We start from the raw sequence: 15,049 nt of genomic DNA on the forward strand, positions 1-15,049 counted from the left end.
GCAGGGACCGCGAACGGCGAAAGGGCCGGCCCGATCGCGAGAGGAAAGTGGAAGCAGGCTGATCGGACGGATCGGACAGACGATCAGACGCCTTCCAGCATCCGGGCCGCCGCCACCGCCGCCTGCCCCAGCGCCAGTCCACCATCGCCGGCCGGCGCCCGCACCGGCAGCAGCACGCGCAGCCCCGCCGCGCGCAGCCGCACCGCCAACGTTTCGGCCAGCACGGCGTTGTGCATGGCCCCGCCGGACAGCGCGACGGTGTCCAGCCCTTCGACCTGGGCGGTGCGACACGCCAACTCGGCGAAGGCGCCGGCCAGACCGGCATGGAACGACGCCGAGATCCGGGCCGGGGCCACGCCGTCCCCCCTGTCCCTCAGGGCGGCGCGCCACATCGCCGCCGGGTCGATCTCCGCCAGCCCATCGCGCGTCCGCAAGCCGAACGGCGCGGAGTCAGCCGCCTGGTCCGCCCCGCGCGCCAGGGCTTCCAGCCGCATCGCGGCCTCGCCTTCATAAGACATCCGCGCGGGCGCGACATCCAGCAGCGCCGCCATGGCGTCGAACAGCCGCCCGGCGGAACTGCACGCCGGCGCGTTGACACCCGCGCGGATCATGGCGCGCAGAACCGGCAGCGGACGGCCGGCCAGCGCGGGCGCCAGCCCCCTCGCCACCGCCGCGTCGGTGCCGTCCGGCCCCAGCGCCGCGTCCAGATGCGCCAGCAGCATCCGCCACGGTTCGCGCGCCGCCACATCGCCGCCGGCCATCGCCACGGGCGCAAGCCGCCCCACCCGTCGCGCGGCACGATAGTCGCAGACCAGCACCTCGCCCCCCCAGACCGTGCCGTCCTGGCCCAGCCCGGCCCCATCCAGCGCCAGCCCCACCACCGCCCTGCCGTCGGTGGGCAGGCCATGCTCGGCCATGCAGGCTGCGACATGGGCGTGGTGGTGCCACACGGTCTCGACCCGCAGCCCCGCCTCCGCCGCCAGACGGCGGCCCAGCGCATGGCTGCGATAATCCGGATGGGCGTCCACCGCCACCACGGCCGGCGCCTGCGCGAACAGGGCGCGGTAATCGGTCAGGGCCGCCAGCAGCGCGTCCGCAACGCCGGCATCGTCCAGATTGCCCATATGGTGCGACAGCAGGGCCTGCCCGTTCCGCGTCAGGCAGAAGGCGGCTTTCAGGTCCGCCCCCATCGCCAGCACTGGCGGAGCCACCGCAAAACCGGGGGGCAGAGTCAGCGGTTCGGGTGCCAGCCCGCGCCCCCGCCGCAGGACGCGCGGCTGCCCGTCCACCACAGCCATCACGCTGTCATCCAGCCGCCGCGCGATCGGGCGGTCATGCATCAGCCAGCCATCGGCGATGCCCGCCAGGTCGCGCAGCGCCACCGCATCGTCCGTCACCTGCGGGCAGCCGGATGCATTGCCGCTGCTCATCACCAGCGGCGCATCCACGCGCGCCAGCAGCAGCGCATGCAGCGGCGTGTAGGCCAGCATGACCCCCAGCCGATCCAGCCCCGGTGCCAGCCCGGCGGACAGCGGCGCGCCGGCTCGCGTCGCCACCGGCACCACCGGAGCGGCCGGATCGGCCAGAAGCTGCTGCTCGGCCGCACTGGGGCGGCAGAACGCCTCCAGCATGACCGCGTCGCGCATCATCACCGCCAGCGGCTTGGCCGGTCGCCCCTTCCGCCCGCGCAGCAGGGCAACTGCCGCATCGGACGTGGCAAGGCAGGCCAAATGGTAGCCGCCAATGCCCTTCACCGCGACGATCCCGCCGGAAAGCAGGAGGGAGGCGGCAGCCGTCAATGCCGCCTCCCCTTCCGACCCGGCCCCCCGCCCGACGAAGCGCAGGCGCGGACCGCATGCGGGGCAGGCAATCGGCTGCGCATGAAAACGCCGATCGGTGGGGTCATCATATTCCGCGCGGCAGGAAGCGCACAGGGCGAACCCCGCCATCGTCGTGCGCGCGCGGTCGTAGGGAAAGCCGGACACGATGGAAAAACGCGGCCCACAATCGACGCAGTTGGTAAAGGCATATCCATGGCGCCGCGCAGCAGGAGAGCGGATTTCCTCCACGCAGGCCGTACAGGTCGCCAGATCGGCCACGATCCCGGCGCTGACGCCGCCCGCCACGCTGGGCACGATCTCGAAACCCGGTCCTCCGTCATACAGGTCCGGCTGGCGCGCCACGGCCAGGACCCGCGCGCGCGGCGGCCCGGACCACAGCGCCGCGACCAGTGCGTCGCGCGCCGCCCCAGGCCCCGTCACCAGGATTTCGACCCTGTCGCCCATATTGCACACCGTGCCCCGCAGACCCAGCCGCCGCGCCACGCGCCAGACGAAAGGACGAAAGCCCACCGCCTGCACCAGGCCGCTGACCACGATCCGCTCGGCGGCAATCTCCACAGGCCTATCCGGCACCGTCAATGCACCGTGCAGGCCATGCAGGGGTCGAAGGAACGAACGATATGCTGCACCGACAATGGCGCGCGCTCTCCGGGCCGGACCGGCGCACCCACCAGTGCGCGCTCCAGCGGGCCGGGCGTGCCCGACCCATCGCGCGGCGAGAAATTCCACGTCGTCGGCGCGATGATCTGGTATCCGGCGATCCGCCCGCCCTCGACGCGCAGCCAGTGCCCCAGCGCGCCGCGCGCTGCCTCGGTCATGCCGACGGCGCGCCCATCGGGTACCGCCCCCTGCACATGGCACCACGGGGCGCCGGGGCGAAGCATCCGCACCCATCCCTCCATCGCAATCAGCAGGCGCGCACTCTCGACCAGGCGCGCCACAACACGGGAGAGGACATTGCCGCCACCGCGCGCCACCAGATCCCGCGCCAGAGGCTGACCCGCGACAAGCTGCCGCGCCAGTGCGCCGGTCTCATACGGCAGGCCGGACAGGCGCGGCGCCTTGCACCAGCTATAGGCCGCCCCGTCGCGCAAGCGCGGAATGGTGGACCCGGCGAAGGGCGGATGCGGATGGTCGTGATCATCCATATGGCTGACCGCGTGATCCTCGGTCACCGCCGCGATCTCCAGCGCTCGCGTGCCGCCGTCCACGAACAGGCCGCCGGGCCACAGCCGCGCCTCCTCCCCGGCCGCCAGCCCGCCGGGATAGGCCCCATAGCTGAGGAACCGGTCATAAGCCCGCCCCGACCGCTCCAGCTCGAGGTCGGCCGCGATTTCCAGAAACAGGCGAAAATCACCCTGCGGCCCCTGGGTGCGCCATGTCTCCAGCGCCGCCACATCGGCCAGGGCGGCCACCTCTTCCAGCACGGTCCCGAACAGATTTTCCTCCAGCGCCGCGCGCACGCCCGCCAGAATGCTGCCCAACCGCGCGCACTCCTGCATGCCCACCCCGCGCGATACGCCCCCCGGCTGGATCGCCAGCGTATGCGGCCAATGCCCGGCCAGTACCCCCATAACATGCAGCAGCAGGGCGCGCGTCTGCAGGATCGACCGCGCCGCCGTCCCGCGCATGGCCGCGAAGCGCGCATGCGCCCGCGCGAACCACGGCCGCCCCTCATAATCCGCCCGCGCGAAATCCGGCATGAAGAACAGATGGAAGTGCGTCAGATGATCAGCCAGATTCTCCGTCGCCAGAATCAGGTTCGTCGCCACCTGCCCGTTCGCGGCAGGGCCAATCCCCATCACCCCGGCCAGCGCCAGCGCCACGGCATGCGATTGCGAAACCGAACAGATGCCGCAGATCCGGGGCGCGATCGCCAGCGCATCCATCGGGTCGCGCCCTTCCAGAATCCGCTCGATCCCGCGAAACAGCGTGGCGTTGACCTGGGCCGCGCGCACCTGCCCGTCCGCGATGTCCAGCCGTACCTCCAGATCGCCCTCGACACGATTGAACGGCCCGACCACCAGCCGCGTGGTGCCTTGTTCGGTCATGCCGGACATACCTCAGGGCTCCCCCTCCGTTGGCTTTCCATCGGCCGTTCCGGCCGACGGAACCTTGGCCAACTCCGCCCTGAAACCTGCCAAAAGGCCGTGCCCTTTGGAAACCCGGTCGTTTCATTCATGATAGGGGTCCAGTATCTTAGGCCCTGGTAGGTTCGGGCAAAGCCCGATCCGTTCTCATCCGCTCTCATCCCTACCGCCATTTCGGCGTACGGCAGGGCGGCGAGACAACCTGATGATCGCTGACGGCATTGCGGGCCAGGCGATCCGGCGTGGCGGCCTTGGCCAGCGACGACAGCGCCACGAACCACGCCTTGGGCATGTCGGTGGGCAGGCCGACGGGAATACCCGCGATCTTGGGCGTGCGGGCGAAGGGGTGACCGGGCTCCTCGAATTCCGGGGCGGTGCAGTTGATGCAGGCATAGCCGCCGCGCGTGCACGACCCGCCGCCGTTCCACAGCCGCGTATTGCAATCGCCATGCGCCTGGGTGCCGATGCAGCCCATATGCTCCATCATGCAGCCCTGTTCCGAAGGATGCAGGGCACTGGCCTTGTATTCATAGAACTCGTTGCGGGTGCAGCCATGATGCACAAGCTGGTCGGCATAGAAACGCGGGCGCCCGAACGCATCCAGCCCGTCCCCGTCCAGCGCCCCCTGCGCCAGCAGCATCAGCGTTTCGGTCACCCAGTCCGGATGGGTGGGACAGCCCGCGACATTGACCACCGGCAGGCCGCCGCGCGCGCGGAAATCGGCGCCCAGCGCGCCGCCCGGATAATATCCGTCGAATTGCAGCCCGCAGGCGTCCAGAATGTTCGGTGAGGCCGCCGTCACCCCGCCATAGGCCGCGCAGGTGCCGACCGCCACCACATGCCGCGCCACCGCCGCCAGATCGCGCATCCAGTCGATCATAGGGCGCTCCGTCCCGGCCAGGACGTGAAAGCGGCCCGTACCCTCCGGCCCACGCAGCATCGCCCCCTCGATGCACAGGGCATCCAGCGCCTGGCGGCCGCACAGGATGTCATCGAACAGGTCCCGCGCCTCACCCCCCGTGCGTTCGGACAGGCTGGGGTGCCACAGAAGTTCGATCCCTGCCCCCCGCAACGTGGTCAGCAGGTCGGGCGATTCCCCGCACAGCAGGGACATGGAGCACCCCCCGCATCCGCCCGATTGCAGCCACAGCACCGTAAACGCCACGCTCAGGCCTCCGTTCTGCTGTTATCTGGCCCCTCATCGGGCATGAAGGCCGGCAGGTCCAGTGTCATCGTCGTCCCGCCCGCGGGATGACGCGACGCCGCCAGCATGCCCCCATGCTCGGTCACCATGCGATAGCAGATCGCAAGCCCCAGCCCGGTGCCCTTGCCGACCGGCTTGGTGGTGAAGAACGGGTCGAAGATCCGGTCCATGATCTCGGGCGCGATACCGGGGCCATTGTCGCGGATGGTCAGGCATACCCGCCCGCCCCGCCGGGTGCCGGCGATGTCGATGGTCGGGCTGTCGCTCCCCTCCACGGCGTCCACGGCATTCTGCACCAGATTCATGATGACCTGCTGCATCTGCCCGGCATGGCCATCGACCTCCAGGGCGCCGTCAAGGTCGGCATGGACGGTCACTGGACGCCCGCAGGTGGCCAGAACCCAGTCCAGCGCCGTACGCGCCACATCCGCCAGGTCGAATATCGTGCCGGGCGTACGCCTGTCCGAGGAAAAACGCCGCAGATCAGCCACGATGTCGCGCACACGCTCGGCGCCCTCGACGATACCGGACAGGGCCCCGTCCAGCTCCGACAGCACCATGTCGATGCGCAGCTCCTCGCGCGGCCGCGCAAAATCCGCCGCACGCGGATCGGCATGGACCGCCGCCAGATAGGTTTCCAGCCGCCTGGTGAAACGGCGCAACGTATGCGCGTTGCCATAGACGAAGGAAATCGGGTTGTTCAGTTCATGCGCCACCCCGGCCACCAGCCGCCCCAGCGACGCCATCTTTTCGGCCTGCACCAGTTGGGCCTGTGCGTCTTTCAGACTGCGATGCGCACGGTCCAGCTCGGTATAGGCGCGGCGCAGTTCGCCCAGCGGCCGCGCCGCCAGAACCACGCCTGACGGGCGCCCCCGCCCGTCATACAGCACGGTGCCGTTGACCGCGAAAGGCATCGGTCCCCCGGCCGCCGCCAGGATGAATTCCCGGTCCTCCAGACGCTGCCTCCGGACGATGGTGTTCGCGACATCCGCTACCGTGGTGGGAGAGTGCGGATCGACCAGCTCCGTCAGCAGGCGTCCCACCAGCCCGTCCGCACCGCCGGGAAACAGCCGCTCGGCCGCCTGGTTCGTACGCACGACGCGCAGCGCAGTATCGCACGCCACCAGCACGTCGGACATGGAATCGAACACACCGGCCATGAAGGCATGCGCGCCCTCAAGCTCGGCGTTCTTGCGTTCAAGCTCGATCTGCTGCCCGACCAGCTCGGCCCAGGTCTCGTCCATCTTGTTCATGACGCTCAGCCATAGTTGGTCGTCATCAACCAGTGGTCTGGAAGCGGTAGGCTGCACCGCATCAGTCATGATCGCTTTCCTCAGGTCAGCATGACCCTTAGTGTCTGGCCGAAAATTAATTGATTTATTTCAGCAGATTATGATTCATGGGTTTGTGAGAACCTGATGAGATTAAGATGGCCTGGACTGAAATTACCCGCGCGCAGTATCGCCGGGACGACCTGGAGTATGCAAGCGACCTTCGCGATGCGCGAGTGGGCGCCAATTGCGTCGCTGATGCCAGAGATGTCCCCGGAAAATCGGATAGGGTGATAAGCTATCGCGGACTTGGAGAGGGACTGATGGGCAAGGCGGCCAGCTTCTGGTGGAACGGGATTTTTTGCGGGATGCCTCTGTTCGCTGTCGCGTGACCAGAGGCGGAAAATGATCGCCCCGCAGCGTCGCCGCCTGTCGGTTGTCCGGCAATGTGCCCTGCTGAGGCTCAACCGATCGGAGGTATATTATCAGCCTGCGCCCGAAATCGCATCGGGCCAGACGTCAGGAGACCAACAATTTTTTTCGAGTAATTTTTCCAGACCTGGTTGTCGGCAATCGGTCCACGAAGCGGATTTCTCTGAGTCCTACCCATCGACCCAGCGCATGATCGACGTGTCTGGAAATTTCCTTACTTACCGATGCACAGTCGAGAACAAAAGCAGGCACGACATAGGCGACAGGCCTCTGCCCTCTCAGTTCGTCAGGAACAGCGACCACGGCACAGGCATGGACGGCCGGATGAGCCGCAATGATTTTTTCAATTTGCACGCCGGAGATACGTCGCCCGGCAACTTTGATTACATCGTCGGAGCGGCCAAGCATATGAACGGCATACCCCGCATCGATCATACCTTCATCGAAAGTGCGATAGTACTTGCCCGAGTCATCAAGGTAGCCCACTGGAACATGGAACGCCTTGTCCTTCCATACACCCGCAAGACAGCCGGGCGGTAGCGGAAGAGCTAGAACAATCTCGCCGCACGGCTCATCAGGGGTCGACGGAACGATGACCGGACGGAATCCGGGTGCAGGCCGTCCGATATCATTCACAAGGGTAATGGGTTCCGGCTCGGGAATACCGAAGAAATGAGCGGTGATGCTCCATCCCGTTTCAGTCTGCCACCAATGATTGACAACCGGTCGTTGGAAATATGACCGCGCCCAATCCAGCAATGTCGGGTCTGCATACTCCCCCGCAACAAAGACGCGAGCCAGCGTCGACATCACACCTTCCGCCGGATTGCGGCTTTCCTGTCGCATAAGCCTGACTTGGGTCGGGGTCGTGAAGAGGCACGTAACAGCGTGCTCGAGACAGAGGGCACGAATGCTTGCAGTATTCTCACCCCCCTCCATGATCACACTGGTGCAGCCGCTGAGCAAGGGTGCATAGACACCATAGGAATGACCAACAACCCAACCAAGGTCGGATGTGGTGAAAAACGTATCCCCGGTCCCGCAGCCGTATATAAGAGCCATGGACAAGGCCAAGGCTACCGCATGGCCGCCATTGTCCCGAACGATACCCTTCGCAGCGCCCGCCGTCCCGGACGTATGAAGAATATAGAGGGGATCTTCGGACCGCAGCATAAGCGGCTCGACAGGGGCAGATTGCTCCAGGAGATGGAAATCGTGGTCCCGCCCAGGGAGAAGAGGTGCCGGACATGCCGCGCGCTGTAGGATGATGCAAGCCTGTGGCCTGTACGTGGCCCCGGCTAAGGCTTCGTGAAGCACGGGTGCCGACGGAATGGCTGTCTGACGCTGAAAGCTGCAACTGGCGACGATGACGACCTTCGGGGTCACATCATCAATTCGTCGCCCGAGTTCGGGCCCGGCATAACCGCCAAAAACCACGACATGCACAGCACCTATCCGCGCGCAGGCGAGCATGGCTATGGCCGTCTCGATCATAGTCGGCATGGCGATCAGGACACGGTCGCCCTTTTTCACTCCCAGCGAGCGCAAGCCTCCAGAAAACCCGGCCACCCTGCCCTGCAGTTCCCGGTAGGTTACGGCCTGCCGTTCCTTCGTGGCACAGGAATACCAGATTAAGGCGGCCTGCTCACCCAGGCCACCTTCAACATGCCGGTCTACAGCATTGTAGCACGTGTTGAGTGTGGCATCGGGAAACCAGTCGTGCCAGCCGTCTGCCCGCGGCTGGCAGGCTGTCACGGGCGCCTGTTTCCATGTGATACGCCGCGCCGCATCCAGCCAGAACGCCTCTGGCTGGTTTATGGACGCACCATGCATCGCTTCATATGTTGCCCACGGAATCAAGGCGCCTTAACTCCGATCATGCCACAGGGACGTCTTTGCCGGTGATCTGGCTGGCAAGCCACGCGGCATCACGGGAAACGCCCGAGAACCGCCCCGATCCCCAAGTGTGCAGCCACGGCAGTCCGAGGAAGTAGAAGCCCGGGGCGTCTGTCACGCCCCGATGCCAGACGGGTTTGTTGGCACCATTAAAGACCGGCACGTCGATCCATCGGTAATTCGGACGGAAGCCAATGCACCAGACGATGGACGTAATTCCCGCAGCCTTCAGATCCAGCGGCGCGTTACTTCCGTCCGGCTCCCAGACGGGCACATACGGCGCTTCAGCCGGGGCAGCGATGCCTTCGCGAGCGATATAGGCATCAATGGATTTTTTAATGTCGGCATTGGTCTTGTCGGCATCGTCGAGATTTTCCCTCAGGTCCGGCAGAAAGTAAGCCACTTCATCACGGACCGTCTGCAGTGTGCCATGCAGGCCCACACCCTCTTTAGCAAAGAGGCGCAGATCGAGATCATGGCCTCCATTTCGACCGGTAACGTAATGATTTGTCTTGTCGCGCGCGCCGTCACGCAAAGGGTGGTTATCCACCGTCAGGTCGTAAAAATGCATGTCTGCAAGCCAGTCGACAATATCGCGGCCGCGATAGAAGCGCGAGACCCGGGGGGCCTCGCCCACGCACAGATGGACCTTGCGTTTTTCGAGAAACAGATCCTCGACGATCTGGGCGCCGGACTGCCCACTGCCGACAACCAGAACGGAGCCTTCCGGAAGCTGGGCACCATTACGATAATCCTGCGAATGAACCTGATAGATGGAGGAATCGATCGCGCTGGCATAACCCGGGATTACGGCATCCTGATAAGCACCCGAGGCGATAACGACATGCCTGGCATGCCAGACTTCCTCGTTGGCCACGACGCGATAACCGCCATTTTCATGGCGCGTAATGGACGTGACCGCCGTATGTTCGCGCAGAGGAGGGCTGAACGAGTCGGCAAAGCCTTTTACATAATTGATAATTTCTTCCTTCACCATGAATCCGTGTGGATCTTTCCCCTGATAGGGATGTCCGGGGAGCTGGCACTGCCAGTTGGGGGTGACGAGGCAGAAATTATCCCAGCGTTCGTCGTCCCAGGAATGACAGGCAGTTTTCGCCTCGAAGACGATGTGATCGACGTTCTCACGACAGAGGTACCAGCTCATGGAAAGGCCGGCCTGGCCTCCGCCGACGATGATGACGGGAATCGTTTTTTCATTCTGTGTCATGGTAATGTTCCGTCTCAGGAATTGAAGGACAAGACGCGCACCTGCGCGTCGGAGCGATCAAGGAAGAACGAACCGGTTTGCCGAATGACCTGAAGCTGGCCGAGCGCTCGGCTGCACGGAAAGCCGTAGCGGGCACGGACCCGCTCACTCGCTTCGGTCAAAGCTGCGTCCGCTTTCTCGATAAACTTCGCGACCGGGTAATCTTCTCCAGCCGTAAAATGGTCCCGAATGACCAACGACGGGGAGTAACAGTCGGTCTCCTTTCCATCTGGCCATCGCACACGGAAAATCATTTCGGGCATATTGACGACGCTCCTGATTCAGTTGGGACGCGGCAGGGCTGCCAGGCGCCGGTATGCGGGAAGGTGACGGCCAGCAACGGCGCGCCAATCGAAGCGCCTGGCCGTCGCGGGGCCGCTGACCCGGAAAAAATCACGGCTCCCGATGCTCAAGGCCTCCCGCAAAGCCAGGAACAGCGTGTCCGGGCGATCCGGCCTGCACCATAGGACTTCTGCTCCATGCAGATGCTCGATGAACGGGGCGATATCCGGCACGATGACCGGCGTCCCACAGGCCAGCGCCTCCAGCGGGCACAGGCCGAACCCCTCTGTGCGGGACGGATAGGCCAGAGCTGCCGCCTGCCGATAAAGCGCGGGCATGTCTTCATCTGCCACCGGTCCGGTCACAGTGACATGATCCGCTTCACCGCTCTCCCGAAGGCGCTTTTCGAAATGAGCCCGATAGGACGAATGATCGAGCAGCGAGGCCCCACCGGCCACGACCAGATGCAGGTCCGGGTATTCCAGACGAAGGGTCAGAAAGGCGTCCAGCAGCAGAAGGGTGTTCTTTCGGCGCTCGATTCCTCCGACAGAGAGGATAAGCCGCTTGTCCGACGGCAAATGATGCCGCGCGCGCAGTCCGGCATCCTGTGCAACAGGCACGGGCGAGAAACGCACGGGATCGACCCCATTGCCCACGATACAGGCCTCTCGTCCATGTTCGACGCGCAGGACGTTTTCCCAGAGCGCGCTGACGGTGAACAGTTCGGTCGCCGCCATAAAACCGCGTTGCTGCCGTTCAGCGAGTCCAGGGTCAGAGAAGCTGTCCAGATGGTGGATCGTGCGGGCGAAACCCGGGATCCGTCCCTCTTCCATCAGAATGGCAAGGGCATTGGCACTGATGGGGTCGTGAGCGTGCAACACATCGAAGCGCTCGCCGCGCAGTGCGTCCCCGATTTCACCAATACGGCGCTCCACCAGTGTCGGCAGGTCCCGTTCGGATTTGGCCGGGATGCAACGTGTCGGGCAGCGCGGAACACGGAAAAACCCGGTCCCTGCGTCATCCGGCGCGATCAGGCTCACGTCGTGACCGGCTTCGTACAGGGCTTCCGCCAACGCCATGCCATGCACCACGCCACCGCGAGGATTGGTGGAATGAGTGAGGATACCGATGGAAAGGCTCATGACCCACAGCCCATGAGGGGGGCGTGCGTAAGATCCCAGAACGTTTCCTGCTCGGCCGCCCACGTAATATCCAGCCGCTTCGTGTCGTCACACCGACCGATAATGGCCGCGGCGATACCGCGCCCGTGAAAGCGGGCCATGATCGCCCCGGCATCCTCGGGGCGACCCGTCAGCAGGTAGCCATAGCTGGGAAATGCGGACAGCCAGCGTTCCATCGGCGCGTCCCCCGGTCGGGGAATGTCATCCAACGTGATGGTGATGCCCACGCCGGAGCACTCAGCCAGCATAAGGGCGGTGCCCAGCAGACCGGCCATGCTGATGTCCTTGGCAGCACGGCTCAGGCCATCTTCGGCAATAGCCGGCAGAAGTTCGAGATCGCCCCTCAGGCGCACCGCCCCTTCGGTGCCGCAAAGTGCGGAACTTGCGTCCCAGAACGGATGCGGATCGTGCCACCGGCCACGCAGATCGATCGCGGCGATCAGGACCTCGCCAGGACGGGCATCGAAGCTGGTCAGCAACTGACGGGCCCGCCCAAGGATCGCCACCGACAGGGAGTTGTGGGTACTGCGGATATTGGTGTGACCACCCACAACAGGCACACCGTAAGTCCGGGCTCCATCATGCAGACCGGTCAGGATCGATGCCGCGGATTCCGAGGTGTCGCTCCATAGTGCATCGACAACCGCCACAGGACGTCCGCCCATCGCAGCAATGTCGCTGGTATTGACCATCACGCCGCAATAGCCGGCGAACCATGGCATGGCACGGACAAAACTGTCCTGAAAACCCTCGCTGGCCAGCAGAAGATAGCCGTCTCCATCCGGGATTGCCGCACAATCGTCACCAAGCCGAATGGCATCCCGCGTGCCATCTCCAAGGATGGAAACCACTGCCGCAATATCCTGCTTGGCCGACAAGGCACGGCCAGTGCGCAGGGTGCGGAGCATATCGGCCAGCAAATGTGCCATCACGCCACCTGCCGCTCGCGCGGCTGCGGGCGCAGGAGCCATGTCTGCTCCTGACCGTGTGCCGGATAGCGAGACAGATCGGCTTCCATCTCATGATGCGGCAGGCCGTGCAGGACAATCTTTCCCAAGCTCTTCCAGTGCAGACGCCGGAAAAACAGCACGTTCTGCTCCTGCACCTGCGCGAGGAACCGGGCAGCTCCCAGACCATGCGCCGTGCTGACCGCCATGCGAATGAGTTCCGCCCCGATCCGCCCGAGCTTGCGGTGATCGGCGTGGACGGCCAGACGCGACCCGCACCAAACCCCAGGCTCAGGTTCGTGGATGCGGACAGTTCCCACGATCCGGTCAGGCATTCCAGCCATGCAGCAGGCCGCGATAATGGGAATGGCAGCCTGATCGACCGCATCCCGGTCATCATCGGCGAACACATGCTGTTCTGCGCAGAACACCTCACGTCGCAGGGCATGATAACCGGCCCGCTCCCACGGCGTACGGGCGAAACGGATAACATATTCCGTGGGGATAAACGGCCGGTCGTCCACTCCTTCGACCATCATGGTCAGTGCTCGTAGGCCGAGAGGGAAGAACAGGCACCACAACGGCCGCACCCAGCCCGGATATCGGTTGATCTCATATTCGCCTCCCGCAGCATGCGCCCAAGCGGCGCGAGCACGGATTTCATGAAATCGGCGGAGGGTGGCGCATGATCTTCCAGCGGGGTTCCGGAAATCGGCACGAACGGCACCACGAACGGATAGACCCCGAGCGCAATCAGACGCTCGGCCAGCGCCAGAATATCTCCGGCACTGTCGCCAAGCCCGGCCAGAATATAGGTGTTGACCTGGCCGCGCCCGAAGATGGGCACTGCGCTCGCAAAGGCCTCCATGTAGCGATCGACGCTGACGGTGGCCTTGCCGGGCATGATCTTCTCACGCACAGCCTGCGTAGCAGCTTCGAGATGCATCCCCAGGCTATCGGCACCGGCGTCACGCAGGCGCTGGAACCAGACATGATCGCGTGGCGGCTCACACTGGACCTGCAACGGCAGGTCAACGGCTGCCCGGATGGCACGAGCTGTTTCCTCCAGCACGGCGGCACCCCGGTCGACCACGTTGGGCGTGCCGGTCGTCAGCACCATGTCGCGCACGCCATCCAGTTCCACCGCGGCTTTGGCGACCTCGGCGAGTTGCTGGGGTGTCTTGTACGCAATCGTCCGATCGGCCTCCAGCGACTGGCCGATGGCGCAGAACTGGCAGGACGTACGCCGATCGGCATAGCGGATGCAGGTCTGATGCACCGTGGTTGCCAACGTATCCCGCCCGTGCAGCAAGGCAATTTTCCAATAAGGAATGCCGTCGGCCGTCGTCAGCCCATAAAAACGCGGGGCTGCCGGGAAATGGATCGTGCCGAGGGGCTGCCCATCTCGCACCAGCGTGCTGGCACCGTTCTGATCCGGCGGGCTTGCCTGGAACGGAGAACGGCGCGCCCCGGACGTATAGACCGGGACCATAACGGTCTGGCCTGCGATGGTGATCGTCTTGTGATCCGAGGGACCAGCCCCACCTTTTCGGGCGATACCACCCGAATCCTCGCCGATCTGAAGGCCTAACGACTGCAGATCGGTGACGAGTTGACGACCAGAGAGAGTGCCGAGTGTCGGAACAGTCATGAGACAACTTCATCAGAAGAAAGAAGAACCGAGACGTCCGAGCCGACCTCACCGACATAGTGAACGGTGCCGGCAGGACGCCGATCCTGCAGCAGACTGAGCAGTTCGGGGCGTGCGTAATGGCCCACGGAATCCATCATCCGCTTGCGCTTGGTGATGAGGGCGAAGTCGAGATCGGCAATCACCATCCCCTCACCCTCCGTCAGCGGCGCACCGAGGAGCTTGCCTTCGGGCGAGACAATGGCGGTGAAACAGCCACCCCGCAGCGGCCCTTCCAGGGCCGGGTCACGTGCGATGTCGCGGATCTGGTCTTCCGTGAGCCACCCAGTGGCATTCACGACGAAGCAGCCGGATTCCAGCGCGTGATGACGGATCGTGACTTCCATCTGATCGGCAAAAATCTGCCCCACCAGCGAGCCCGGGAACTGGGCGCAGTGGATCTCCTCGTGCTGGGTCATCAGCGCGTAGCGGGCGAGCGGATTATAATGCTCCCAGCACGCCAGCGCTCCGATCCGGCCGGCAGCACTGTCGACGACCCTGAGCCCCGCACCGTCGCCCTGCCCCCACACCATGCGTTCATGGTAGGTCGGCGTGATCTTCCGTCGTTTGAGCAGGATGTCGCCGGTGGCATCGAAGATGATCTGCGTGTTGTAAAGCGTGCCGAAATCGCGTTCGTTCACGCCCAGCACCACGACCATGCCCGTGTCGCGGGCGGCCTCCGCCACCATGTCCGTCACCGGGCCTGGAATGACGACGGCGCGTTCGTAGAGCTCCAAATGCTCACCCCCGAAGCGGAAGGCCGGCTGGATGAATGAAAAATAGGGATAATAAGGCACGAAGGTCTCAGGAAAGACCGCAAGCTTGACGCCTTTTTCGGCAGCATCGCGGATGGCCTGACAGACTTTCCGGGCCGTACCCAGACCATCGTCACCGAGGACAGGGCTGATCTGGATAGCAGCGGCGCGAACGATACGGGACATGCTGGCG

The 15,049-nt window shown here is 64.6% G+C and carries 12 protein-coding genes and 2 pseudogenes; 2 read left to right on the forward strand and 12 right to left on the reverse strand.

Annotation, left to right across the window (positions count from 1 at the left end):
- Positions 1–83 precede the first annotated feature (83 nt).
- The 4 genes from hypF to HLH36_RS06555 form a co-directional block, all read right to left on the reverse strand.
- Positions 84–2,414, reverse strand: coding sequence for a carbamoyltransferase HypF (hypF, locus tag HLH36_RS06540; protein WP_338030403.1), 2,331 nt, complete (start codon positions 2,412–2,414; stop codon positions 84–86).
- A gap of 2 nt (positions 2,415–2,416) precedes the next feature.
- Positions 2,417–3,892 carry a nickel-dependent hydrogenase large subunit gene (locus HLH36_RS06545; protein ID WP_182985623.1) on the reverse strand — a complete coding sequence of 492 codons (1,476 nt, stop codon included), beginning with the start codon at positions 3,890–3,892 and terminating at the stop codon, positions 2,417–2,419.
- Between the two features lie 202 nt (positions 3,893–4,094).
- Entirely contained in the window at positions 4,095–5,096 is a 1,002-nt protein-coding gene (locus tag HLH36_RS06550; protein ID WP_338030404.1) for an NADH-quinone oxidoreductase subunit B family protein, read from the reverse strand.
- Between the two features lie 2 nt (positions 5,097–5,098).
- Positions 5,099–6,457, reverse strand: coding sequence for a sensor histidine kinase (locus HLH36_RS06555; protein WP_182985624.1), 1,359 nt, complete (start codon positions 6,455–6,457; stop codon positions 5,099–5,101).
- Positions 6,458–6,564: 107 nt separating this feature from the next.
- Here HLH36_RS06555 and HLH36_RS06560 point away from each other — a divergent pair.
- Positions 6,565–6,673 (forward strand): annotated as a pseudogene (locus tag HLH36_RS06560) (IS5/IS1182 family transposase); the annotation flags it as partial.
- A 67-nt stretch (positions 6,674–6,740) separates the two neighbouring features.
- Positions 6,741–6,907 (forward strand): annotated as a pseudogene (locus HLH36_RS19735) (IS3 family transposase); the annotation flags it as partial.
- A gap of 18 nt (positions 6,908–6,925) precedes the next feature.
- Here HLH36_RS19735 and HLH36_RS06565 read toward each other — a convergent pair.
- From HLH36_RS06565 to HLH36_RS06600, 8 genes are read right to left on the reverse strand one after another with little or no spacing between them, the layout of a single operon-like run.
- Positions 6,926–8,698 (reverse strand): AMP-binding protein, encoded by a 1,773-nt coding sequence (locus HLH36_RS06565; RefSeq protein ID WP_182985625.1) that lies wholly within the window; start codon positions 8,696–8,698, stop codon positions 6,926–6,928.
- 16 nt (positions 8,699–8,714) lie between these two features.
- Positions 8,715–9,962, reverse strand: a complete 1,248-nt coding sequence (locus tag HLH36_RS06570; protein WP_182985626.1) for an MSMEG_0569 family flavin-dependent oxidoreductase — start codon at positions 9,960–9,962, stop codon at positions 8,715–8,717.
- Positions 9,963–9,976: 14 nt separating this feature from the next.
- Positions 9,977–10,264 (reverse strand): MSMEG_0570 family nitrogen starvation response protein, encoded by a 288-nt coding sequence (locus HLH36_RS06575; RefSeq protein WP_182985627.1) that lies wholly within the window; start codon positions 10,262–10,264, stop codon positions 9,977–9,979.
- Between the two features lie 18 nt (positions 10,265–10,282).
- A complete protein-coding gene (locus HLH36_RS06580) occupies positions 10,283–11,425 on the reverse strand; it encodes an MSMEG_0565 family glycosyltransferase (RefSeq protein WP_182985628.1) in 1,143 nt (380 codons plus the stop codon).
- Positions 11,422–12,393 carry a sll0787 family AIR synthase-like protein gene (locus tag HLH36_RS06585; protein WP_182985629.1) on the reverse strand — a complete coding sequence of 324 codons (972 nt, stop codon included), beginning with the start codon at positions 12,391–12,393 and terminating at the stop codon, positions 11,422–11,424. The genes HLH36_RS06580 and HLH36_RS06585 overlap by 4 nt, the downstream gene beginning before the upstream one ends.
- Positions 12,393–12,947: an MSMEG_0567/Sll0786 family nitrogen starvation N-acetyltransferase gene (locus HLH36_RS06590; RefSeq protein WP_408871854.1), complete on the reverse strand. Its 555-nt coding sequence runs from the start codon at positions 12,945–12,947 to the stop codon at positions 12,393–12,395. Before HLH36_RS06590 ends, HLH36_RS06585 begins: the two co-directional genes overlap by 1 nt.
- Positions 12,948–12,952: 5 nt before the next feature.
- Positions 12,953–14,062, reverse strand: coding sequence for an MSMEG_0568 family radical SAM protein (locus HLH36_RS06595; RefSeq protein ID WP_182985630.1), 1,110 nt, complete (start codon positions 14,060–14,062; stop codon positions 12,953–12,955).
- Entirely contained in the window at positions 14,059–15,042 is a 984-nt protein-coding gene (locus HLH36_RS06600; protein WP_182985631.1) for a Nit6803 family nitrilase, read from the reverse strand. Before HLH36_RS06600 ends, HLH36_RS06595 begins: the two co-directional genes overlap by 4 nt.
- Positions 15,043–15,049 lie beyond the last annotated feature (7 nt).

The sequence above is a fragment of the Gluconacetobacter aggeris genome (assembly GCF_014174395.1).
GTDB classification, from domain to species: domain Bacteria; phylum Pseudomonadota; class Alphaproteobacteria; order Acetobacterales; family Acetobacteraceae; genus Gluconacetobacter; species Gluconacetobacter aggeris.

What these genes read in the sequence shown, in the direction of transcription:
- HLH36_RS06575 (WP_182985627.1), bottom strand. Translation starts at nt 10,264, where the DNA reads ATGCCCGAAATGATTTTCCGTGTGCGATGGCCAGATGGAAAGGAGACC.
- HLH36_RS06555 (WP_182985624.1), bottom strand. Translation starts at nt 6,457, where the DNA reads ATGACTGATGCGGTGCAGCCTACCGCTTCCAGACCACTGGTTGATGAC.
- HLH36_RS06600 (WP_182985631.1), bottom strand. Translation starts at nt 15,042, where the DNA reads ATGTCCCGTATCGTTCGCGCCGCTGCTATCCAGATCAGCCCTGTCCTC.
- HLH36_RS06545 (WP_182985623.1), bottom strand. Translation starts at nt 3,892, where the DNA reads ATGACCGAACAAGGCACCACGCGGCTGGTGGTCGGGCCGTTCAATCGT.
- HLH36_RS06580 (WP_182985628.1), bottom strand. Translation starts at nt 11,425, where the DNA reads ATGAGCCTTTCCATCGGTATCCTCACTCATTCCACCAATCCTCGCGGT.
- HLH36_RS06585 (WP_182985629.1), bottom strand. Translation starts at nt 12,393, where the DNA reads ATGGCACATTTGCTGGCCGATATGCTCCGCACCCTGCGCACTGGCCGT.
- HLH36_RS06590 (WP_408871854.1), bottom strand. Translation starts at nt 12,947, where the DNA reads ATGGTCGAAGGAGTGGACGACCGGCCGTTTATCCCCACGGAATATGTT.
- HLH36_RS06595 (WP_182985630.1), bottom strand. Translation starts at nt 14,062, where the DNA reads ATGACTGTTCCGACACTCGGCACTCTCTCTGGTCGTCAACTCGTCACC.
- HLH36_RS06570 (WP_182985626.1), bottom strand. Translation starts at nt 9,962, where the DNA reads ATGACACAGAATGAAAAAACGATTCCCGTCATCATCGTCGGCGGAGGC.